The 21,318-nt window shown below is 39.0% G+C and carries 21 protein-coding genes and 1 pseudogene; 13 read left to right on the top strand and 9 right to left on the bottom strand.

All coding sequences use genetic code 11. The annotated features are described in order from the left end of the window. Positions 1-23 precede the first annotated feature (23 nt). The 3 genes from IPJ83_07590 to IPJ83_07580 form a co-directional block, all read right to left on the bottom strand. Positions 24-902: a hypothetical protein gene (locus IPJ83_07590; protein MBK7880404.1), complete on the bottom strand. Its 879-nt coding sequence runs from the start codon at positions 900-902 to the stop codon at positions 24-26. A 5-nt stretch (positions 903-907) separates the two neighbouring features. Then, positions 908-2,878: a peptidylprolyl isomerase gene (locus IPJ83_07585; protein ID MBK7880403.1), complete on the bottom strand. Its 1,971-nt coding sequence runs from the start codon at positions 2,876-2,878 to the stop codon at positions 908-910. Between the two features lie 196 nt (positions 2,879-3,074). After that, positions 3,075-3,347: an HU family DNA-binding protein gene (locus IPJ83_07580; protein MBK7880402.1), complete on the bottom strand. Its 273-nt coding sequence runs from the start codon at positions 3,345-3,347 to the stop codon at positions 3,075-3,077. Positions 3,348-3,530: 183 nt separating this feature from the next. Between IPJ83_07580 and IPJ83_07575 the strand changes: the two genes are divergently transcribed. Beyond that, the gene (locus IPJ83_07575; GenBank protein ID MBK7880401.1) at positions 3,531-3,773 is read left to right on the top strand and encodes a hypothetical protein; all 243 of its coding nucleotides are present in this window, start codon (positions 3,531-3,533) and stop codon (positions 3,771-3,773) included. A 34-nt stretch (positions 3,774-3,807) separates the two neighbouring features. On the opposite strand, the gene IPJ83_07570 is transcribed toward IPJ83_07575, so the two are convergent. Beyond that, positions 3,808-4,800 carry a bifunctional phosphoglucose/phosphomannose isomerase gene (locus tag IPJ83_07570; protein MBK7880400.1) on the bottom strand — a complete coding sequence of 331 codons (993 nt, stop codon included), beginning with the start codon at positions 4,798-4,800 and terminating at the stop codon, positions 3,808-3,810. A gap of 42 nt (positions 4,801-4,842) precedes the next feature. Here IPJ83_07570 and IPJ83_07565 point away from each other — a divergent pair, with 42 nt between their 5' ends. Together IPJ83_07565 and IPJ83_07560 are read left to right on the top strand one after the other, a co-directional pair. Then, positions 4,843-5,199 carry a YraN family protein gene (locus IPJ83_07565; protein MBK7880399.1) on the top strand — a complete coding sequence of 119 codons (357 nt, stop codon included), beginning with the start codon at positions 4,843-4,845 and terminating at the stop codon, positions 5,197-5,199. A 324-nt stretch (positions 5,200-5,523) separates the two neighbouring features. After that, on the top strand, positions 5,524-5,934 hold the full coding sequence (locus tag IPJ83_07560; GenBank protein MBK7880398.1) for a hypothetical protein: 411 nt from the start codon (positions 5,524-5,526) through the stop codon (positions 5,932-5,934). A gap of 75 nt (positions 5,935-6,009) precedes the next feature. Here the strand turns inward: IPJ83_07560 and IPJ83_07555 are convergent, their stop codons facing one another. The 3 genes from IPJ83_07555 to guaB form a co-directional block, all read right to left on the bottom strand. Continuing rightward, complete coding sequence (locus tag IPJ83_07555) at positions 6,010-7,560, bottom strand: glycine--tRNA ligase (GenBank protein ID MBK7880397.1); 1,551 nt, start codon at positions 7,558-7,560, stop codon at positions 6,010-6,012. Between the two features lie 155 nt (positions 7,561-7,715). Further along, positions 7,716-10,022: a hypothetical protein gene (locus tag IPJ83_07550; protein MBK7880396.1), complete on the bottom strand. Its 2,307-nt coding sequence runs from the start codon at positions 10,020-10,022 to the stop codon at positions 7,716-7,718. 379 nt (positions 10,023-10,401) lie between these two features. Further along, positions 10,402-11,883, bottom strand: a complete 1,482-nt coding sequence (gene guaB / locus IPJ83_07545) for an IMP dehydrogenase (GenBank protein MBK7880395.1) — start codon at positions 11,881-11,883, stop codon at positions 10,402-10,404. A 46-nt stretch (positions 11,884-11,929) separates the two neighbouring features. Here guaB and IPJ83_07540 point away from each other — a divergent pair, with 46 nt between their 5' ends. The 7 genes and pseudogenes from IPJ83_07540 to IPJ83_07510 all read left to right on the top strand — a co-directional run bounded on the left by IPJ83_07540 (position 11,930) and on the right by IPJ83_07510 (position 18,358). Then, complete coding sequence (locus IPJ83_07540) at positions 11,930-12,388, top strand: nucleoside deaminase (protein ID MBK7880394.1); 459 nt, start codon at positions 11,930-11,932, stop codon at positions 12,386-12,388. A 258-nt stretch (positions 12,389-12,646) separates the two neighbouring features. Continuing rightward, the gene (locus IPJ83_07535; protein ID MBK7880393.1) at positions 12,647-13,339 is read left to right on the top strand and encodes a succinate dehydrogenase cytochrome b subunit; all 693 of its coding nucleotides are present in this window, start codon (positions 12,647-12,649) and stop codon (positions 13,337-13,339) included. Positions 13,340-13,344: 5 nt separating this feature from the next. Beyond that, positions 13,345-15,347 (top strand): annotated as a pseudogene (locus tag IPJ83_07530) (fumarate reductase/succinate dehydrogenase flavoprotein subunit). Positions 15,348-15,450: 103 nt separating this feature from the next. Then, on the top strand, positions 15,451-16,716 hold the full coding sequence (locus tag IPJ83_07525) for a hypothetical protein (GenBank protein MBK7880392.1): 1,266 nt from the start codon (positions 15,451-15,453) through the stop codon (positions 16,714-16,716). A gap of 42 nt (positions 16,717-16,758) precedes the next feature. Continuing rightward, entirely contained in the window at positions 16,759-17,019 is a 261-nt protein-coding gene (locus IPJ83_07520; GenBank protein MBK7880391.1) for a DEAD/DEAH box helicase, read from the top strand. Continuing rightward, positions 17,007-17,435 carry a hypothetical protein gene (locus IPJ83_07515; GenBank protein MBK7880390.1) on the top strand — a complete coding sequence of 143 codons (429 nt, stop codon included), beginning with the start codon at positions 17,007-17,009 and terminating at the stop codon, positions 17,433-17,435. The genes IPJ83_07520 and IPJ83_07515 overlap by 13 nt, the downstream gene beginning before the upstream one ends. Positions 17,436-17,479: 44 nt before the next feature. After that, the gene (locus IPJ83_07510; protein MBK7880389.1) at positions 17,480-18,358 is read left to right on the top strand and encodes a DEAD/DEAH box helicase; all 879 of its coding nucleotides are present in this window, start codon (positions 17,480-17,482) and stop codon (positions 18,356-18,358) included. A 14-nt stretch (positions 18,359-18,372) separates the two neighbouring features. On the opposite strand, the gene IPJ83_07505 is transcribed toward IPJ83_07510, so the two are convergent. Next, positions 18,373-19,539, bottom strand: a complete 1,167-nt coding sequence (locus IPJ83_07505; protein ID MBK7880388.1) for an FAD-binding oxidoreductase — start codon at positions 19,537-19,539, stop codon at positions 18,373-18,375. A gap of 19 nt (positions 19,540-19,558) precedes the next feature. Continuing rightward, the gene (locus IPJ83_07500; GenBank protein ID MBK7880387.1) at positions 19,559-19,891 is read right to left on the bottom strand and encodes a cation transporter; all 333 of its coding nucleotides are present in this window, start codon (positions 19,889-19,891) and stop codon (positions 19,559-19,561) included. Between the two features lie 132 nt (positions 19,892-20,023). Here IPJ83_07500 and IPJ83_07495 point away from each other — a divergent pair, with 132 nt between their 5' ends. From IPJ83_07495 to IPJ83_07485, 3 genes are all read left to right on the top strand, one after another. Then, positions 20,024-20,458, top strand: coding sequence for a DUF4293 domain-containing protein (locus IPJ83_07495; protein ID MBK7880386.1), 435 nt, complete (start codon positions 20,024-20,026; stop codon positions 20,456-20,458). A 70-nt stretch (positions 20,459-20,528) separates the two neighbouring features. Next, entirely contained in the window at positions 20,529-20,783 is a 255-nt protein-coding gene (locus IPJ83_07490) for a 30S ribosomal protein S20 (protein ID MBK7880385.1), read from the top strand. Positions 20,784-20,879: 96 nt separating this feature from the next. Beyond that, complete coding sequence (locus IPJ83_07485) at positions 20,880-21,287, top strand: 6-carboxytetrahydropterin synthase (GenBank protein ID MBK7880384.1); 408 nt, start codon at positions 20,880-20,882, stop codon at positions 21,285-21,287. The last annotated feature ends 31 nt before the right edge of the window (positions 21,288-21,318 follow it).

Raw genomic sequence — 21,318 nt, 5'->3', positions numbered from 1 at the left:
ATAACGCAGGAGATCAGATTAAATTATTTTACAAAATTCTGGATGGACTTATTTTTTAGTTCTCTTTCGTAAAGTTTTGATTTGGCTTGTTCTATGATTTTTTCTTTGCGATCATGCAGAATAGACTTGGTAGCCTGAATTTTAAAAAAAGATAAAGGTGGGGTTTCGTTGGGTTTTACCAATTCACGAATCTTTAAAAAATAATTGTATTTAAAATCTGCGAATTCTCTATTTAGTCCGCTTTGTAAAGTATTCAGATTGACAAACTTTGAGGGCATAATTTCTTTTATATCATTCCATTTATTCCATTTATCCATTTGAAGCAAACTTACTTCCGCGTTGTTTTGGCAATATTTTTGTAACTGCAATAACCTTGCACCGTCTGGTTTTTCCCAAAGTGGATTAAATATTTTCTGATCGAGATTTTGTTTCAAAATTTTCACAAACATCATTCTCAAAATCGGACTCTCTAATTTGTATTCAGCTTTTTTTTGATTGTAATAGTTGAGATACTCCTGATCTGAAATACTGCTGTCTATTTTTTGATTGAATAAATTCTCTTCAAAAGCATCAAGAATTAAAGAATTTCTATAATCTTCAACCAATTTATCAATTTCCTCGTTGCTTTTAAAATTCATCTTGGCTTCTTCCAGATAAACCTTATTTCTGATCCACTTTTCCACCAAAACAGATATGAACTGAACACTGTCTTCTGAAGATTGAAAGACAGGAAGCAAAGGTTCTATGTCAGTAAATTCAAGTTTTTCGTTTTTATATTTTGCCAGGAGATTATTAGTGGATCCTTCTGTGGATGATTCAGGATTATTGTTCTTACACCCAATTGACGAAAGCAAGCACAAGTACAAAAAAAGTACTCCTGCAAGATCAAAGGGTTTCAACATATGATTTACTTTTTAACTAGGCTATTTAAGACATCCTGATGGATATCCACTTTATATTTTTGCTTTAGCTCATCAATCCACAAGGCTTCAAGGTGATCCTGATAATCAGCAATGATAAAACCTCTTGCTTCATCAAGTGATTTATAGTCAATCGGCAGAATCTGTTCCACTTTTCTAAATACATATCCTTTTCCATTTTCATTTTTTGTCAACGGAGTGATGAATCCAGTATTAAACTGTAATCCTTCATAAGATTCTGTATTTTTCTTCTCGGTAGTATTTTTTTGGAAGGCAATAAAATCTTTTTTCTTATCAAATTTATCTATTCCTTTGGAAATACTTTTCTTCGCCATAAACTTATATATTTTATTGGCAAGCTTCATGTCGGATGTGTCGATGGAAACATAATATATTAAAGCTCTTTCATCCCACTTGTATCTGGCTTTATTTTTTTCATAGAACATTCTCAATCCGGTGGTATCCTCAGAGGCTCTGTCCCAAACCACATTTTTTGTGGCCTCAAACAATAGAATTCCTTCGCGGTATTCCCTCATCAATGCTTTGAATTCAGGATATTTATCTTCAAGTCTTGTCTCTTCATATTGAAGACATTTTTGCGCAACATAATCATTGAACATAGTCTGGATGGTCGCCCTTACTTTTTGATCTTCAGAACCCTGAATTCTTTGTCTGGTGTTTGATTTCACAAACTCGGCAAAATCCTGGCTTTTAAGTTTAATGTCTCCAAGGCTACCCAATTCTTCATTTTCTAGAAATTCAGGAGCCTTCCATTTATAAGTGAAAAAGTTTGTATCCATTTTGGCAGCAAAACGGTCCAGAGCAGCTGAATTTTCTTTAAACTTTGCTTCTATTTTAATTTTTTCAATCAGGCTACCTTGTGCTTCCTTGAAACGGCTGTCTCTAGTGATTTCAGATTGAATTTTTTTCTTGGCTCTTTCGTATGGAAGTTCTTCTTCCTTTCGAAGCCTTTTGATGATATGCCATCCGATGCTGGTCTCAACGGGCTTAGCGATGTCGCCATCTTTTTCCAAAGAGAAAGCTGCATCTTCAAAATTGGACTCATACTGATTGATTCCAAAGAAACCAACATTTCCTCCAATCATGGCAGTGGTTTTATCTTCACTTACCAATCTAGCCTGATCTTCGAAACTTGCTCCTCCTTTAATCAATTTATAAATGCTGTCTACTTTTGCCTGCGCCAAAATATCAGGTTTTCCTTTAACACCTTTTCTAAATAGAATATGTGCAGCCTCAATTTTTCGCCTGGCAGGTCTGATGTCATTTACTTTTAAAATATGGTAACCAAGTCTGGTTCTAAGCGGATAAGAAATTTCTCCTTTTTTAAGATGGTAAATGGTATTTTCGAATTGATAGAATCCGTCCGGCAGCATGGCCGTAAACCAACCGAGGAAACCTGATTTTTGAGCAGTGCTGATGTCGTTGGAATATTTTTTAGCCGCAGCATCAAAATCGTTATTTTTTTGAATAGCACGATAAGCTTCCATGGCCAAATTATACGATTTTAAAGTGTCTTCCGGTAAAGCATTAGGGCTAAGGCTAAAGAGTATGTGACTTACAGAAATATCTCTGGTTTGGCGTTCGAAAACTTCTTTAGCCAACTTATCTGTAACCTCTTTATCATTTAAATAATTGGTAGTCAGCTGTTGTCTGTAACCTTCCAATTCTTTTATCAGTGCAGGAATGGTATCCAGTTTCATGTCGCGCGCTGCCTGAACTTTTAATTTAAACCTGGTGTATAGATTCAGGTATTCATCTAGAGATGCTTTCGTAAAGTTGGCATCTTTGCCATTGTTTTTATTATAAATATATTCAAATTCTGATACTTTAACTGGATTGCCATTCACAGTAAATAATACAGGATCACTGGTTTGAGCATCAATAAATTGAGTGAGTAAAATGAAAAAGGCATTTAAAACAATAGTTTTCAGTTTCATAATAAATAAATTATAACGGGCAAAAATAGTCAATTATACAGGTTTTGGTGCTAATATTTGGTTAATGTTCTGAGGCTTAAGCCACTACAGGAATTGCTCTTTTGTGTTTTGTAAAATTGAAAATGTTGGGGCTTAAAAAAGGAAAGCCTCCAAACCGATTACAGGTGTGGAGGCTTATTTTTTAGTTAGATAGCTACTAGTTAAGTTTATCTGAAAGACCTTTTCCGGCTTTAAAGCGAACCACTTTTTTCTTAGGTATTTTAATGGTTTTACCGGTAGCAGGGTTACGTCCTTCTCTAGCTTTTCTCAAAGAAACAGAGAAAGTACCGAATCCTACTAGAGTAACTCTATCTCCTTTCTTAAGACTTTTTTCAATTGATTCCAAAACAGAATCAACAGCTGCAGCAGCTTGAACTTTAGTTACTTCAGCGGCCTTGGCTACATTGTTGATCAAATCACCTTTGTTCATTTTGATAAGTTTAAATTATAAAATAATGAGACAAAAATATATGTTTTTTTATAATATACAACATATTTAAAAATAATTTATGTTTCAAGAGTCCACATATATAAGCATTTTTTACGTTTAAGCTGGGAAAACAGTAGTAAAAACGTTAACTTTGCAGTTGATAATCAATAAATTGCCCATTTTATGGAGAGATTTAGCAAAATAGTCCGATTTATTTTTGTAGGTGCCTGTCTTTCGACCATATGTATGTTTTCCTGTAACAGGGGTACAGGTTGTCCGGCTGAAGACGCAAATGTGAAAGTGGATAAACATGGCAATCCAAAGCGTAAAGCCTCTTCAGGACTGTGGGACAGTAAAAAAAGAATGAATTCCAGTGGTTCCGTTAAGAAGTCAGATAAGCGAAAACCCAAAAAGAGAACTAATTGATCGGTGGCGGCCTGCCAAATTCAGGGTGGCAGACCTAGTTGATAACTTTCGATAATTCATTCTTGAGAAAATCAATTACTTTGACTTCGACTGCATCTACTTTATTCAAGTCTGCAAGATATACACTTGCGTAATCCAGGAGATGTACCAGATAGAGAGATCTTTCAATCAGGGAATGCCCTTTCGAATAAAGCTCAATGGTGGTGCCAGCATAATGAGAGACTACTTCTTTAGTCAATTCAATTCTTAGCTCATTTCTAGGGTGATCGTCATTGTTTCTAAGAAAAATTACAGCTAGTGTTGGATCTGCTTTTCTCCAGCCAACGAGTTCATTGTGATTCATCTCAGGGATGACATGATGCCAGCACAATCTCTTGGCATTTTCATTGATTTGTTGCCGGAATCTAATGGAAACTGGCTCGATACGATCAGAGGAGTAAATTACTGTATTTTTATTAAAGAGGGTATTTGCCAGATGTTTGGCCTTTTCCTGAATTTGCGGGGTGTCTTCCTTTAACATTTTGATGGATTGGTTTAGCTCCGCCTCAAAGTCATGCCCCCAAAGTCCCAGGTGTTTCAAAATATATAACTGTGCCACTGTGGAATAACCCAGGCAGGCCCTCGGAGATGCCCAATTGTCAGGCACCTGAATATAGTCCAAACCCTTTTCTTTTGCCATAGCAATCAATTTGCCACCTGAAGCAACACAAATTATTCGTGCTCCGGTGTGCAGGATCTGGTCTATTGCAGAAAGCGTTTCTTCCGTGTTTCCACTGTAAGAAGAGGCGATTACCAGGGACTCTTTATCAATGAATGCAGGAGCTTCATAGGACTTTCCCACCAAATAAGGAATTTTAGCCTCAGCCGCAATAAATGAGGCCACAAAATCAGCTCCTATTCCTGAACCGCCCATACCGGCGACAAAAACAAGTTTTGGCACAAAATCCAGTGGGGTTAGTTTCGCATTTGAACCAATCTTCATTGCTTCTTCTAACTGAGCGGGAAACCGTTTTACCATGTCAAACATAAGCGGGAAGGAATTAATTTTGAGCGGCTAAATTACAAATACTTGAGCAACAACCATGATTTAGGTAAAAAGGGTGAGAAAATTGCAGCCAGATATCTTCAGGGAGTCGGGTATGAGATATTGGAAAAAAACTGGCGATTCAGCAGGGCTGAAATTGATCTTATTGTTAAAGATGGTGAAGTTTTAGTATTCGTTGAAGTTAAGACCAGAACAAATGTTTATTATGGTCGTCCGGAGGAATTTATCAATGAACGCAAAAGACAATTGATCGAAGATGCCGCATCTCAGTATATGGTTAAATCAGGTCATGAATGGGAAATTCGGTATGATGTGATATCTGTACTTTTAAAAAAAGATGGGGTGGAAGAAATAGAACATTTTAAAGATGCTTGGTTTTAAAAAAAAATTAGCAAATTAGATAATTTGAAAATTCGAGAATAAGGGATAATTGAACGAGTTCAGCCTTTGGTGGATATGCCAGACTTATGGGCAATGTTACCTGACAAGGACTTGCAGGATACTGCATATGCGATGGACAAGAATTGGATAATATGCGAGGGTTAGCATTTATAATGAGATAAAATCTGTGAATAAATTCATTTCCAAAAAAGTGATAAGACTAAAGCCTTATTCTAACTGGTTAAATAAAAGTCGCAAATCGAAGGATTATTTCGGCACTTATGTATTATGCTTTTATATTTACGAAAAAATAAATCGGGTGTAATGAGTAATAAAATTATGGCAATTCTGGCAGGAATTATTGCAGGTAATGTAGGTGTCATGGCTCTTGAATGGCTCAGCATGACATTATTTCCTATTCCGGAGACTATCAATGTCCGCACGCCCGAAGGATTAAAGGAATATATGGAACAAGCTCCTGTAGGGTCCCTATTATTGGTGGTGGTTGCCTGGGTGGCAGGTGCATTTTTAAGTGCATTGGTTTGTACCATTTTAGCAAAAAGTGATCAACTTAGACTTGGGTTGATATTGGGTGCACTAATGCTTGTGTTTACCCTGATAAATTTAATAGGTTTTCCTCATCCATGGTGGATGTGGGTCATGGCAATCACCGGAATTATGCCTGCAGCTTATTTGGGTGTAAAAACTGGTATGAAGAAAACAATTGTCCCTTAGTTATGCTGGAGGATAAAAGGCTTCTTTAGATTCTTGAATAAAAAAAAAGAATCGAACAAGTCTAGACAAGAATTTCTAAAATAAATTGGTCCATGAAATTCTAGATTCAATAGTTCTAACTAAATCTTCGATTGAAATTCTTTCTTGTTTAAGCGTATCCCTATCTCTTAAAGTAACAGTGCCATCGGTAAGGCTGTCAAAGTCCACGGTGACACAGTAAGGGGTACCTATGGCATCTTGTCTTCTGTACCTTCTTCCTATGGCATCTTTGTCATCGTATTGGCACTGGAAAGAAGATTTAAGTTTGCCAAGTACTTGTTTGGATAATTCTACCAATTCGGGTTTATTTTTAACCAACGGCAATACTGCGCATTTTACCGGAGCAAGAGCCGGATGTAATTTTAAAACAATTCGTGCGGCATCTTGTCCATCCGCATCCGGAACCGTCTCCTCCTGATAAGCATGGGATAAAATGGCGAGGAACATGCGGTCACAGCCTATGGAAGTTTCCACAACGTATGGGACGTAGTTTTCATTTTCTTCCGGATCAAAATATTGTAATTTTTTGCCGGACAATTCCTGATGACTTTTCAAGTCAAAATCAGTTCTTGAATGTATGCCTTCCAATTCTTTAAATCCAAATGGAAAATCAAACTGAATATCCACTGCTGCATTTGCATAATGTGCCAGATTTTCATGATCGTGAAATCTTAACTTTTCAGCAGGCGTTCCTAATGCAAGATGCCACTTCATTCGTGTGGATTTCCAATGATTGTACCAGTTCATTTCTTCTCCCGGTTTTACAAAAAACTGCATCTCCATTTGCTCAAATTCACGCATCCTGAAAATAAATTGTCTGGCAACAATTTCATTTCTGAAGGCTTTGCCGATTTGGGCTATGCCGAAGGGAATTTTTTGGCGGGTGGTCTTTTGGACATTTAAAAAATTCACAAAAATACCCTGAGCTGTTTCGGGTCGCAAATACAATTTACCTTCTTCGCCGGCGATATTGCCAAGCTGGGTATTAAACATCAAATTAAATTGTCTAACATCCGTCCAGTTTCGTGAACCGGAATCAGGATCAGTTATTTCGAGTTCGTCAATGATGTTCTTGAGTTCGGCCATATCATTTTCCGTCATGGCCTTATTCAACCGATCATTGTAATCGCTGCTTTTTTTCAAGTATTCTGAAACACGGGGATTGGTTTCACGGTACAATTTTTCGTCAAAGCTTTCTCCAAACCGAGAGCGGGCTTTTTCAACTTCTTTTTCTGCCTTGGCGACTATTTTATCGATGGCATCTTCTATAAGCACGTCGGCACGGAATCTTTTCTTTGAATCTTTATTGTCTACCAATGGATCATTAAAAGCATCAACATGGCCGGAGGCCTTCCATGTTTTCGGATGCATAAAAATGGCTGCATCAAGGCCTACGATGTTTTCATTCATCTGGACCATACTTTTCCACCAGTAGGTTTTGATGTTGTTTTTGAGTTCAACACCATAGGGACCATAATCATAAACGGCGCTTAGTCCGTCATAGATTTCGGAAGAAGGATAAATAAAACCATATTCTTTGCAATGGCTTACCAGTTTTTTGAATACATCTTCCAATGAAATTGCCATGTTTTTTACATTTTGGAGGGCAAAGATCGAATTAAGCCGAATATAAACCTATGGAATGAAAGAAAATATTAAATAAAAAAGATCCACCCTTATTAGGATGGATCTTTAAAAATTAAAAGTTTAAACTTTTATAGAGTTAGGACAATATCAAGCAATTAATTGATAAATGGTCTTGTTTGATCTTTATCCTTGTGTATTAATCTGAATAAAAACAAACCCTTGATTTGCTGTTGCCATTCCAAATTAAAAAACTGTTTTGGCTCAGATTTAAAAATATTTTTAGAGGTTAATATATTTCCATTTAAGTCTAAAATTTGATATTGAATTTCACCTATCCAGGAGTTGTCAATGGTCAGATTTATGGAACGGTTATCATTGGACAAAGCGACGGACCACTGCATAGATTCTTTTATGTCCTTGGTTTGAATGATCGCACCAAATTCATAACAACCTTTATCGGGCATGTTATCTCTGATTCTTCCTTCAATATCCAATTTGAAAACATCCGGATGGCTGAGGCCTCTATTTACGCAAGGACTTGTAGCCTTTAGTTTGAAATCATCGTTTAATTCATCTACAAACAAAGGGTCTTTTTCCGTATCGTCATTTGTGCCATTTAAGTTAAAAGTTTTGTCAGAGGCCAGGTTCCCACCAAGACTTTTGAAAACAGGGTCACCGCCTTCGACTTCATAATTATTTCCATTTGGACTGTAGAAAATATTATTCAGAGCGTGGATGTTTAATTCCGATGCGCCATCAGTAAAAGGTGCTATTGCGGATCCTAATACTGCCTGATTAAGTGCAAAGGTATTGTTGATAAACTTTACGGTGGTATTATCACCGTCCGACACATTGATCGAAAAGGCTCCACCTGCACCAGTTCCTTCCAGGGCAAAATTATTAGAGAAGATACAATTGTTGATATATGAATCTGCATTCTGAAGATTAACTGCACCGGCTTGTTCCAGTCCACTGTTGTATATAAAACTAGAGTTGGTCAGGGTGAGCTGGGTCAAATCCAATGAATCTTCTACGATATACATTCCACCTCCCACAGTAGCGGAGTTGCCTTCGAATTTGCATAGGTCCACCAGGCATTTCATGCCTGCATTGATGCAAAAACCGCCTCCATTATCTGAAGCGTTGTTTGTAATAAAATCAGAACCAATGAGGCTGACTTCTGTCTCATCATTTTGTGCAAATACCCCTGCACCAAAACGAGCGGTATTTTCTGTAAAAGTGCAATTCTTAAAACTTGCTTTTACTTTAAAACCATTCGAAACAGCTCCGCCGGAAGTAGAGGCAGAATTCTTAAAAAAACTACAATCTTCATATTCCACCTTGAGGGCCAAAGGAGTTGCAGTGGATGAATTGTAATTGGTTATCGCTCCGCCAAAATTTGCACTGTTGTTGTCAAACTTGCATCCGATAAATTTAGTAGATACATTTTCTCCATTCACATGAACAGCACCACCTGAATTAGTAGCACGGTTATCCGAGAATTCACAATCGGAGATGGTTGCATTGCATGAATTCACAAATAGAGCCCCTCCTCTGATCCCGGAAGTCCCGGTGATGGTATTTCCAATAAATTTAAGATTGACCAAACTCGAAGTGGATTGTGACATGTAAATGCCAGCTCCTCCGGCATTCGTAGTGCCTGTCATCACATTGGATTCAAAGACAGAATTCTGGATGATGGTTCCGGAACTTGCGATATAAATTCCCGTGCCATAGCCAGCAGATTGATTTGCTTCAAAACGGCAATTGTCCACTAAGCCGCCGGGTGTTACAATATACATCCCGCCTCCAAAATCGGCGGTGTTGTCGGTCAACAAACAGTCTTTTAGGATAAAGTTAGCAACCCCACCTCTTGGATAAAATCCTCCACCGTAATACCCGTAATTATTACGAAACACACAATTGGTGATGGCCACTGCGCCAAAGCAAAGGAATCCTCCACCACGTCTGTCATCATTAACACCTGTACTTCCAGCAGTGGATCCTCCTGAGATCGTCAATCCGTCCAGGGAGGTGTTGATGACCGCCGAACCTGCATAAAATGTATGTTTGGCATTGTCGGTGCGATTTTTTTTGTTGTCTGCAGGATCATCGTCGCCATTTTTATCTCCACTGATGGTGGTGAGATTTTTTTTCACATCTCTTTGGCTTAAACTTGTTTCGGTGCCTGCAAAACCGCCGTAGAGACTAAGGTTGCTTTTTAAAGTAAAACCATTTGTGATGGGCACTGCTCCTGCAGGTCGGTAAGTTCCTTTAGCAATCCAAATTTCTGAACCTTCGGCTGTGACATCAATGGCCAACTGCAGATCTGTAAAAGCGTCTTTCCAACTGGTGCCGTCTTTGGCTCCTGAAGCGGAAACATTTACATAAACCACGGACTGAGCATTTAATCCGATGATGAAAGTGAATAATATGGACAATAAGGAGGTAAAAATTTTCATAAGCAGACTAGTTAAAAAATTATTTGAAACAATACTACGAAAATTGATTGGAATACATGCATCAACAAGTGTTAAAGTTTAGGATAAGGATTAAAATAATATGTTTGGGAATTGAAAACATCATGCATCAAAAGCAATATTTTGGGTATACAACAATGCATTAAAAGATGTAAGATTTAGGATGAACCCCTCAATTTTTATTTAGTGTGGTGACTTTTAAAATTGAAAGAATATTACACAGCTTATGAGCAAAATATTTTAAATTCCAGTACTTGTAACACATTAGAATGGTACGGAGAAATATCAAATTACCTTATTCATTCCGGGAAAGCTGTGAAAAAATCCTATGTAAATTTACTTAGGCTAATAAAGTTTGTTTCTATCTGCGGGAGTAATTAGGTGATTCTTTTGTAATGGTAATGTTATGCGGATGGGATTCCGTTATACCGCTATTGGTAATGCGCACCATGTGGGCTTTCTGCAGATCAGGAATTGTTTTGGCTCCCACATAACCCATGCTGGCCTTAAGTCCACCGATGTATTGCACCATTACCTCTGAAACTTTTCCTTTGAATGGAAGTCGTCCTTCAATTCCCTCCGGTACTAATTTTTTAATGTCCTCTTCCACATCCTGGAAGTAGCGATCTTTGGAACCTTGTTGCATAGCTCCCAATGACCCCATCCCCCGGTACACTTTGAATTTTCGTCCTTCGAAGATGATGGTTTCCCCAGGGGCCTCTTCTGTGCCTGCAAACAAAGATCCACCCATTACCGTGCTGGCTCCTGCAGCAATTGCTTTTGGAATGTCGCCGGTATATCTTATTCCTCCATCACCTATGACAGGGATACCTTTTTTCTTAAGCGCCTGCGAAGTAAGCGCGATGGCTGTGAGTTGCGGTACTCCAACACCTGCGACCACTCTGGTGGTACAAATACTGCCGGGACCAACTCCCACTTTCACTGCATTTACACCGGCTTGAACAAGTGCAAGTGCTCCTTCACCTGTGGCCACATTTCCACCTATGATCTGCAGATGTTTATATTGTTTCCGCACTTTTTTTACCATATCCAAGACTCCTTTGGAATGCCCGTGAGCCGTGTCCAGACAAATTACATCCACATCCATATGGACCAGGGCTTCCACCCGTTCCATAGTGTCTGCCGCAATTCCGACAGCTGCACCGACAACCAGACGGCCTAGCTTGTCTTTACATGAATTTGGAAAATTTTCCAGTTTCATGATGTCCTTATAGGTTATCAAACCAGCTAAAGTTCCGTCCTTTTTAATCACTGGTAGTTTTTCAATTTTGTATTGCTGAAGAATAGCTTTTGCCTGATTTAGCGTGGTTCCAAGTGGGGCAGTGATTAGTTTTTCGGTAGTCATGATCTCATGTATCGGGCGATTGGGGTGGGCTTCAAATCTTAGATCACGGTTGGTTAAAATACCTACCAGTTTGTTGGATTTATCCACAACTGGAATTCCCCCTATACTATGCTGAGCCATGAGCAAGAGTGCTTCTTTTACTTTTGCAGAGGCTTCCAGTGTGACAGGGTCGATGATCATTCCACTTTCAGACCGCTTTACACTGCGCACCTGGGAAGCTTGATCTTCAATGCTCATATTTTTATGAATGATTCCGATTCCTCCAGCCCGAGCCATAGCAATTGCCAGATCTTTTTCAGTCACAGTATCCATTGCAGCTGAAATAATGGGTACATTGATTCTGATATCCGTAGTCAAAAAGGTACTGATGTCCGTCTCCCGGGGCAAGACTTCAGAATAGGCGGGAACTAAAAGTACATCATCAAAAGTCAGAGCTTCCTGACTTGGAAAGTGTTGTGAGAAGAAGTTTGATTCCATGTGCAAAGATATATCTTTACATGCTGATTGCAAAAAATCGAACCCGATGTTGAGTGTTTTTAGTGATGAATATTTTATGAAGCTCGCATTTGCAGAAGCAAAGAAAGCTTTGCTTGCCGGGGAGATTCCGATTGGGGCTGTATTGGTGCATAAAAACCAGATTCTTGCAAAGGCCCATAACCAAACCGAATTGTTGCATGATGTTACTGCGCATGCAGAAATGCTGGCCATCACTTCAGGCTCCGAATTCCTGGGGAGTAAGTATTTAAAGAACTGTACTTTATACGTGACTCTAGAGCCCTGTGTTATGTGTGCGGGGGCTCTTCGATGGGCGCAAGTCTCCAAAGTGGTTTATGCTGCGGAAGATGAAAAGCTAGGTTTTATGAGGTATGGTAAAGATTTATTGCATCCCAAGACTCAGGTTGAATTCGGACTAATGGGGGAAGAATCTATTGAAATGTTAAAAAGCTTTTTCCATAAAAAAAGAATTAAGTCCCGAAAATAGCCCTCTGATTAATAGCAGTCTTGAGAATTTTAATGAACTTTCGATTAAAGCAAAGAGGACCGGTTGTAAGAAAGTTTTTTTAATACGAATAGCAAGTTTGAAATTGAACAAGGTCTGCCGGTCGATCCTTAATTAAAAGGATTATTGTTTGATTTTTATGTTTTTCATAAATTCGGGATCCATATTTTATCACCTTGTTTATTTGTTTGGACAGGTTGTTGCCATCATTTACCTTTGCGATTTCAGTGAAACCTCATTATGAACTGGTTAATCAACTTCTTATTTAAGTCGTCCATCGGACAAAAGGTCGTCATGAGTTTGTCAGGCCTCTTTCTCATCATTTTTTTGGTGGTTCATCTGCTGGGTAATCTCCAGCTGTTGTCTGATGATGGCGGAATGTCTTTCAATACGTACACCTATTTTATGACCCATAACCCGGTGATCAAGTTGGTGTCCTACCTATTGTATCTGACCATATTGCTTCATACGATTCAAGGTCTGGGTCTTTGGCTTCGAAACAGAAAGGCCAAGGGTCAGGGTTATGCTGTAACAACCAATACCGGGAGCAGTTATTTTGCCCGTTATATGGCGGCGTTTGGGATTATCATCTTTATTTTTCTTTTGATACACATGTGGCAGTTTTGGTTTCAGATGAAATTTGGAAATCTGGACATGGTCAATTATCCGGGTAAGGAGCACAGCTACAAAGACCTTTACACACCTGTGAAACTTGCTTTTGCAGAATTACCGTATGTGATTTTTTATGTCTTAAGCATGGTCGTGGTTTCATTTCATTTAATACATGGCTTCCAGTCTGCATTTCAGAGTCTTGGAATCCATCATAAGAAATATACTCCTGCCATTAAGACCATTGGTTGGGCCTATGCCATCCTTGTGCCGGTAGGTTTCGCCATACTTCCGATTTATATGTACATCATTCAAAATTCCTGAATTCTATGATTTCAATTAATGCCAATATACCAGAGGGTGCCTTAGCTGATAAATGGACAAAATACAAATCCAAAGTGCCGTTGGTATCCCCGGCAAACAAACGCAAACTGGATGTAATCGTAGTCGGTACCGGGCTTGCGGGTGCATCGGCCGCGGCCAGTTTGGGAGAGTTGGGTTACCATGTCCAGTGTTTTACCTTTCATGACAGTCCAAGAAGAGCGCACAGTATAGCGGCCCAGGGCGGTATTAACGCCTCAAAGAATTATGCAAATGATGGGGATAGTGTATACCGATTATTTTATGATACCATAAAAGGTGGCGACTACAGGGCGAGGGAAGCAAATGTATATCGTCTTGCTGAAGTCAGTGGGAGTATAATAGACCAGTCAGTAGCACAAGGTGTTCCATTTGCCAGAGAATATGGAGGCTTATTGGAGAACAGGTCTTTTGGTGGCGTTCAAGTCAGTCGTACTTTTTATGCAAGGGGACAGACCGGACAGCAATTGTTGATAGGAGCATATCAGGCATTAAGCAGACAGATTGCACTAGGCAATGTAAAGATGTACAACCGCCATGAAATGCTTGATTTGGTAATGGTCGATGGCAAAGCCAGAGGAATCATTGCCAGAAATCTCCTGACCGGTAAGGTGGAAAGATTTGGAGCACATGCAGTGGTGTTGGGAACAGGTGGATATGGGAACGTATTCTATCTTTCTACCAATGCAATGGGATGCAATGTTACAGCAGCATGGAAAGCTACAAAGCGTGGAGCGCTTATGGCTAATCCATGTTTTACCCAAATCCACCCGACCTGTATACCGGTGTCCGGTGATTATCAGTCCAAGCTTACCTTAATGTCAGAGTCACTTAGGAATGACGGTAGAGTTTGGGTTCCGGCAAAGAAAGAAGATGCTGTGGCCATTCAAAAGGGTCAGAAAAAAGGAACAGATATTCCAGAAGCAGACAGAGATTATTTCCTGGAAAGACGATATCCTGCTTTTGGTAATCTGGTCCCAAGAGATGTGGCTTCCAGAGCATCCAAAGTAGAATGCGATAAAGGTCATGGGGTGAGCCCTACCGGATTGGCAGTATACCTGGATTTTAGTGCAGCTATTGAGCGGTACGGAAAGTCCAAAGCAAATACTTTGGGAATCCATGATCCGGATGCGGGAACCATAAGAAAACTGGGTGTGGAGGTGATTTCCGAAAAATACGGAAACCTCTTCGAGATGTATGAAAAAATCACAGGGAAGATCCGTACGTATATCCAATGAAAATTTATCCTGCGGTTCATTATACCATGGGTGGATTGTGGGTAGATTACAACCTGCAAACCAATATTCCCGGATTGTTTGCTATGGGTGAAGCCAACTTTTCAGATCATGGTGCCAACAGGCTTGGGGCTTCTGCATTGATGCAGGGTCTAGCGGATGGGTACTTTGTCTTACCATATACCATAGGAAGTTTTCTCGCCAATGAAATTCGTACACCAAAAATCAATACATCCGCACCTGAATTTGAGGAAGCAGAAAACAAAATTCGCGGTGAATTACAGAAAATTCTGGACATCAAAGGAAATCAGTCAGTAGAATCCATCCACAGGAGATTAGGCAAAATCATGTGGGATTATTGCGGCATGGCAAGAAATGCAGAAGGACTTACCAAAGCAAGAAAAATGATTCAGGATTTGAGAAAAGAATTTTGGTCAGATGTATTTGTGCCCGGTGAATTGCATGAATTTAATCCGGAACTGGAAAAAGCCATGCGGGTTGCTGATTTTCTTGAATTAGGTGAGTTGATGGTGGTGGATGCGCTAAACAGGAATGAATCCTGCGGAGGACATTTTCGGGAAGAATACCAGACGGAAGAAGGCGAAGCTTTAAGGGATGATGAAAATTATTCCTATGTTGCAGCCTGGCATTGGACCGATTTGAACGCTGAACCAAGTCTCATCAAAGAGCCATTGATTTACGAAGAAATTAAAATTGCTGCACGCTCTTACAAATAAGAGCAAATACATTATACTTATTTCATAATGATAATCTCTCCATAACAGGAGTCTTCATTGTCATTTCTAATAAGCAGTTCAATTCATTATTTTAGGTGCGGGTATGAAATATTGCATAGTATATAATCTTTTTTTTGAGGAAAGGATAAACAGCTGGTTGCCCAATGCATTTCTCGTGGAGCAAGACGAAAACGGTCTGTTGAGGTATATGGATCGGATAGCAAATATGGATACTTTGACCTCAAGTGCAATTGAGTTATATGATCCCATTCATGTAAAACTTATTGGTTTGTGTCAGGAGTTACAGTATGATTCCCTCGAAGCGAAATACACTAAAACTTCAAAGAAGAAAACCACATTAAAAGACTTGCTGAACGACCAGAAATTAAAGAATCATATTTTTAAATGGCTGGAGCAGAAAAAAGAAGAATTCTTCCTGACACTCATTCAGGCAAATTGTATTCTATGCAAGGATGTCAAGAGAAAAGTGCTTGTTGAAAATCAAAAGATATTTACGCATGTCCAATCTGTTGAACCAAAATTATTTTTTAAAAAAACCGATGACGGGCTTGAATACCAAATGCAATTGGATTTTAATGGGGCGCTGAAAAATCCAAAAGATTGCTTTATCGAATTGGTATCCAATGATCCGGGCTGGATATTGAGTAAAAATCATTTATACAAATTAGAAAAATTAAATGCTCTAAAGCTTACTCCTTTTCTTCAAAAGTCAGTCATTCAAATTCCAAAACATTTGACAAAAACATATTTTGAGAAATTTATTGTAGAATTGATTGGAAAGGTAGATGCAGAAGTAGAAGGCTTTGAAGTGCTTCAGGAAGATGAAATCAAGAGCGTGTTTTTGCAAACTACCTTTGATTATATCAGAGAAGTATGGATGATTGAATTATTTTTTGATTATGGTTCGGTAATCTTTAATTATGCAGATCCTAGAACAAAGCGAACCAAACTTACGGTAGATGAATCAGGAGAAGTTAGTGTGCAACAAAAAATTCGATCAGCTCCTTTAGAAAAGCGTTACGCAGCAATATTGACGGACTTAGGTTTGGTTTTGGAATCCAACAAGAGATTTTATTTTGAGGGAGGGTGTTATGCAGTGATGGACTGGCTTATCAGAAACAAAACAGAGATAAGCAAGGAGATTGAAATTCCAGTGCAGAAGTTGGATGAAAAGGAATTGGTTTTAGAGCAAGTTGGCCTTAGTTTGTCGACACATCAGGGAAAAGATTGGTTTGATGTAAAAGGGGTAGTGAAGGTAGGAGAGGTAAATATTCCATTTTCATCCTTGGTTAAAAATTTACGTACAGGTGAAAGGTTATTTCCGTTGAAAGATGGAAGATTTTTTTAATTCCGGAAGAGTGGTTTAATACTTATAAAGACCTGGCAAGCTATGGAGAAGAAGGTGAAGGGGGTTATTCGTATGCCAAAAAGTCATCTGAAGCGATTTAATGAATCTGACCAGGAGCTTGTTAAGATTGTCCGTGATAATAAATTCGGACAAAACCAAAACATCGACTTGCCAGATGGACTGCAGGCAGAATTGCGTCCTTACCAGAAGGATGGTTACAGATGGTTAACGGAGCATTATCATCAGGGACTTGGTGCTTGTCTTGCAGATGACATGGGTCTCGGAAAACACTGCAAACCTTAGCTGCATTACTTTATGCAAGAGCACAAAAGAGAAGTCACGTAAAGAGCAAAGTAATTAAAGGTCAGCCAAGAGATTTATTTAATTCTGATCCAGAGGTTGAAATAGGTCATGATTTTTTAGCACTGATCGTTTTGCCTTCTTCATTGGTTTTTAACTGGAAAAATGAAATTATGAAGTTTTGTCCTTCCTTAAAAGTGATAGAATTTACAGGAATGGATCGGCATGAACGTGTAAAATATTTTTCACAATATGATGTCATATTAACGAGTTACGGTGTTGCCTTAAGAGATCACAGTTTGTTACAGAACTTTCAATTTGATTATATAGTACTGGATGAAAGTCAAAGAATCAAGAATAGGGCATCGAAAACCTTTAAATTATTGTTTGATCTTCCCGCAAAAACAAAATTTCGTTAAGTGGTACGCCTATTGAAAACAGTTTATCAGGCCTGTGGTCTCAGATGGAATTCATAAATCCAAAAATTCTTGGAAGTTATGATTTTTTTAAGAAGAGATTTTTAAAACCTATTAAGGGTGTAGATAACGAAGATTCTATTCGTGAGCTAAAAGAAATTATCCGGCCATTTATTCTCCGGCGTACAAAAGAAGAGGTAACAATTGATTTACCCGAACTTACAGAGACAGTTTATTACTGTGAAATGGAAGAGGATCAAAGGACAATGTACGAAAAAGAAAAATCTGCGGCAAGGAATCTCCTATTGAATATCGATGGTCAATCCATGCAACAGAAATTCGTATTGTTGAGTTCGCTTACCAGATTAAGGCAAATTGCCAATCATCCCTTGCTTGTCGAGAGAGACGGTCATTTTACTTCAGGTAAGTTTCAGGAAGTTGTTGATTCCATGCTGACTATCATTGGGAGTGGGCATAAAATTATTTTATTTTCTTCCTTCACCAAACATTTGGACTTGTTTGAAAAATGGTTAGAGGAAAAAAGTATTTCATTTGTGGTATTGACAGGTGAGACAAAAATCGAGGAGCGTGAAAAAAACGTTCAAATTTTTCAGCAAGATGATTCTGTCAGGATCTTTTTAATCTCCATTAAAGCGGGTGGCACTGGTCTTAATCTTACTGCAGCAGATTATATTTTTATTCTCGATCCATGGTGGAATCCATTTGTGGAAAAGCAAGCAATTGCCAGGGCACACAGGATAGGGCAACTGAAGCCGGTACAAGTTTTGCGTTTCATTGTAAAAGACAGTATAGAGGAAAAAATACAAATGCTTCAGGAGGAAAAAAGACAGATGTCTGAAGCACTCATCGATGAGCATGCCATGCCGGATTGGATTGGTGAATATCTACCAGAATTATTGGCATAAGAAATACAACGGATTTATTTTTTCAACAGAATGAGCTCTGCCACATCTTGTCCAACCAGAGTTCCAATGGCAACACCCATGCCGCCCATTCTTACGGCAACTGCTACGGAAGGGCTGATCATTTCTATAATTGGTTTTTTTTCTGGCCCTAGTCCAAGAATTCCGGTCCAATGGTCGGTAATACGATAAGGGATGTTTTGTAGCAGATGCCTCTCTGCAAAAGCAATCAGATAATTGGTTATGGTCGGATTAAAATCCCATTCCAGAGTATTTTCTGATGTGATGTCCAAATGTCGTCCGCCACCGATCAAAAGATGGTCGCCTACATTTCTGAAATATACGTAGCCCTTATGAAAATGAAAGCAACCTTTAATTTTGAGCGGAACATCGGTCTTCAGCACAAGAACCTGATTTCTCGCCGATTGAACTTCCAATTGTGGAAGTAAATTAGGGGCAAAACCATTTACTGCGAATATCAGTTTGCGGCAAGTGAATTTAAGATTTTCATGCAAGGTTACATGGACCTGATGGCCTGCATCTTCCCAATGAGTTAGGGAGGTAGAAAATAAAATTCTCCCACCCATGCCTTGAAAAATGTTGATCAACCCGGCAATCATCTTCATGGGATTCAGGGAGGATTCATGTGGTGTATAGATGAGCTGATCAAAGTGTTGCAGTCCAAATTTATCTATCAAGTCCGGCCTGAAAGAAAAGTACCCATGGAGTCCCGTATATTTTTCAATTTCTGTATTCAGGTATTTAAGGGTATCCTCATTTATGGAATCTTTGAGAGTGGTTGAGTCAAAAACTTCGTATCCGCCATCTTCATTTAATTGGATATCAAAAGCTGAGGTTCTTTTTTTGAGCGCTTGTATACCCTGGTACCTGCGGGCAAATAAACCAAAGACTTGTTCAGGCGACCTGTGTTCCAAATCATCTAAAAGTTCGGTAGGGCTCCCAAAGCAGGCAAATCCTGCATTTTTTGTACTGGCCCCTTGCGGAAGTTTACCTTGGTCAATGATCAGAATTTTATATGCAGGATTTTTTTCAAGGAGATGAATGGCTGCATTAAGACCTACAATTCCACAACCCACCACCAGGAAATCAAGATGGTTGAAATAATGGTCGCGTTCCCAAAAACTAAATGGAGGAGTTTTTGACGAGGAAGAACGGGTATCCATAAATTGATCAGCTTAGGATTTACTTTTTGCGATCGTAGTGGCAACAACTGTGTAGGGAATCATAAGTCTCATCGTTGGCTCTGTACTTAGGTGTATCATAACCTGCGGCAGCAATTTGGAGCTGGATTTTATCAAGTCCCGTTAACTTGGGATCATAAGTAACGGACAAAATTTTAGTTTTTTTATCCCACTTTGCCTTTTTAACTCCTTTGACGGCAGCTGCTTTTTCAATCGTTTTCTTGCACATGTTGCAATTGCCCATGACTTCAAACCGAGCATTTTCCCAGGAAGTCTGTGCCATGAGCGAGAGGCTTAGAAAACAGCAAAACGATACCAACACTAAAAATTTCATCAGAAGATTTATGTTATAAACCTTTGAATGGTGGTTTGGGTTCAATTGCTTTTTTCAAATGGGACTAATTTATTTTGATTGAGGCAGTCAGGTAAATGATATTCAGCTAATTTTGTTCCTTATTCAAAATCCATGATTCAACGAATTCAAACTATCTGGTTGTTATTGTCAGCAGTGCTTTTTAGCCTTGCCCTGATGCCTTCTATATTTCTGGTCAGAACGACCAGTCCCGGTCCCGGTCCTTTTTCAGACAGCGTCCTTCAGTCTTTGGAGAGTCCGATTTTAACTTCAGGGGCGATAGCATCTGCATTTTTGGCTTTAGTGGCCATATTTATGTTTAAGAACAGGACCAATCAGATTCTAGTGGCCAGTTTGGCAGGACTTACTCAGACTGGGTTGGTGCTGGTTTCATGCTTTTATATGCTGTACCGTTTAGGTAAATTTGAAGAAATGCGGATGGATGCCGGTATTTATTTTGGGCTTGCCGGGGTATTATTTGTTTGGTTGGCAAGCAGAGCCATTCGGAAGGACGACGAAAAAGTGAAGTCCATGGACAGACTGAGGTAAATATTTTGAATAAATTCATTGAGAATTCGGCATAGACGATTATCTTTGCACTCCTTTAAATAAAATTCTTATGGCAAACCATAAATCTTCCTTAAAAAGAATCCGCCAGAACACGGTCACCAGAATGGCTAACCGTTATTATAAGAAATCTACGCGTACAGCGATCCTGAAATTCAGAGAGTTAACAGATGCGGCAGAGTCTAAAAAGTTCCTTCCTAAAGTAGTGAGCATGATCGACAGGCTTGCGAAGAAGAACACCTGGCACAAAAACAAAGCAAGCAACCTCAAAAGCAGTTTGATGAGGCATGTAGCCAAAATCGCATAAGATTTGTCTTAAACTTATATTAAATCGTGCAAGAATGAACTTCTTGCACGATTTTTTTTTGTTATTGTGGTCTGGGTCAAAATTTAAATTTATAAAATGAGGGTCGCAATTTTCAGAAAAGGACATTTCAATGCAGCACACCGACTTTTCAATCCCGCCTGGGATGATGAAAAGAACAGAGAAGTCTTTGGGATATGCAGTAATTCCAATTTCCACGGACATAATTATGACCTTGAGGTTAAAATAATGGGAGAGTTAGATCAGGAGACCGGGATTCTCATGGATCTGGAGCAACTTAAAGAGATTATAGAAACTAAGGTAGAAGTGCGTTTTGACCACAAGAATTTAAACCTGGATTGTCCGGAGTTTATAGATAAGATACCTACTGCAGAAAATATCTGCATTGAGATTTATAAAATCATGCGCAAGGAAATAGCTCCTGAACTTGATGTCCAGATCAGGTTGTACGAAACTGCCAGAAACTATGTAGAGTACCCTGTTTAGCAAGAATATTGCCAGGGTTTGTTATGAATTC

The sequence above is a fragment of the Candidatus Vicinibacter proximus genome, from assembly GCA_016713905.1.
GTDB classification, from domain to species: Bacteria; Bacteroidota; Bacteroidia; order Chitinophagales; family Saprospiraceae; genus Vicinibacter; species Vicinibacter proximus.
The sequence above is the reverse complement of the archived record's forward strand: the minus strand, read 5'-3'. Positions and strand labels throughout refer to the sequence as shown.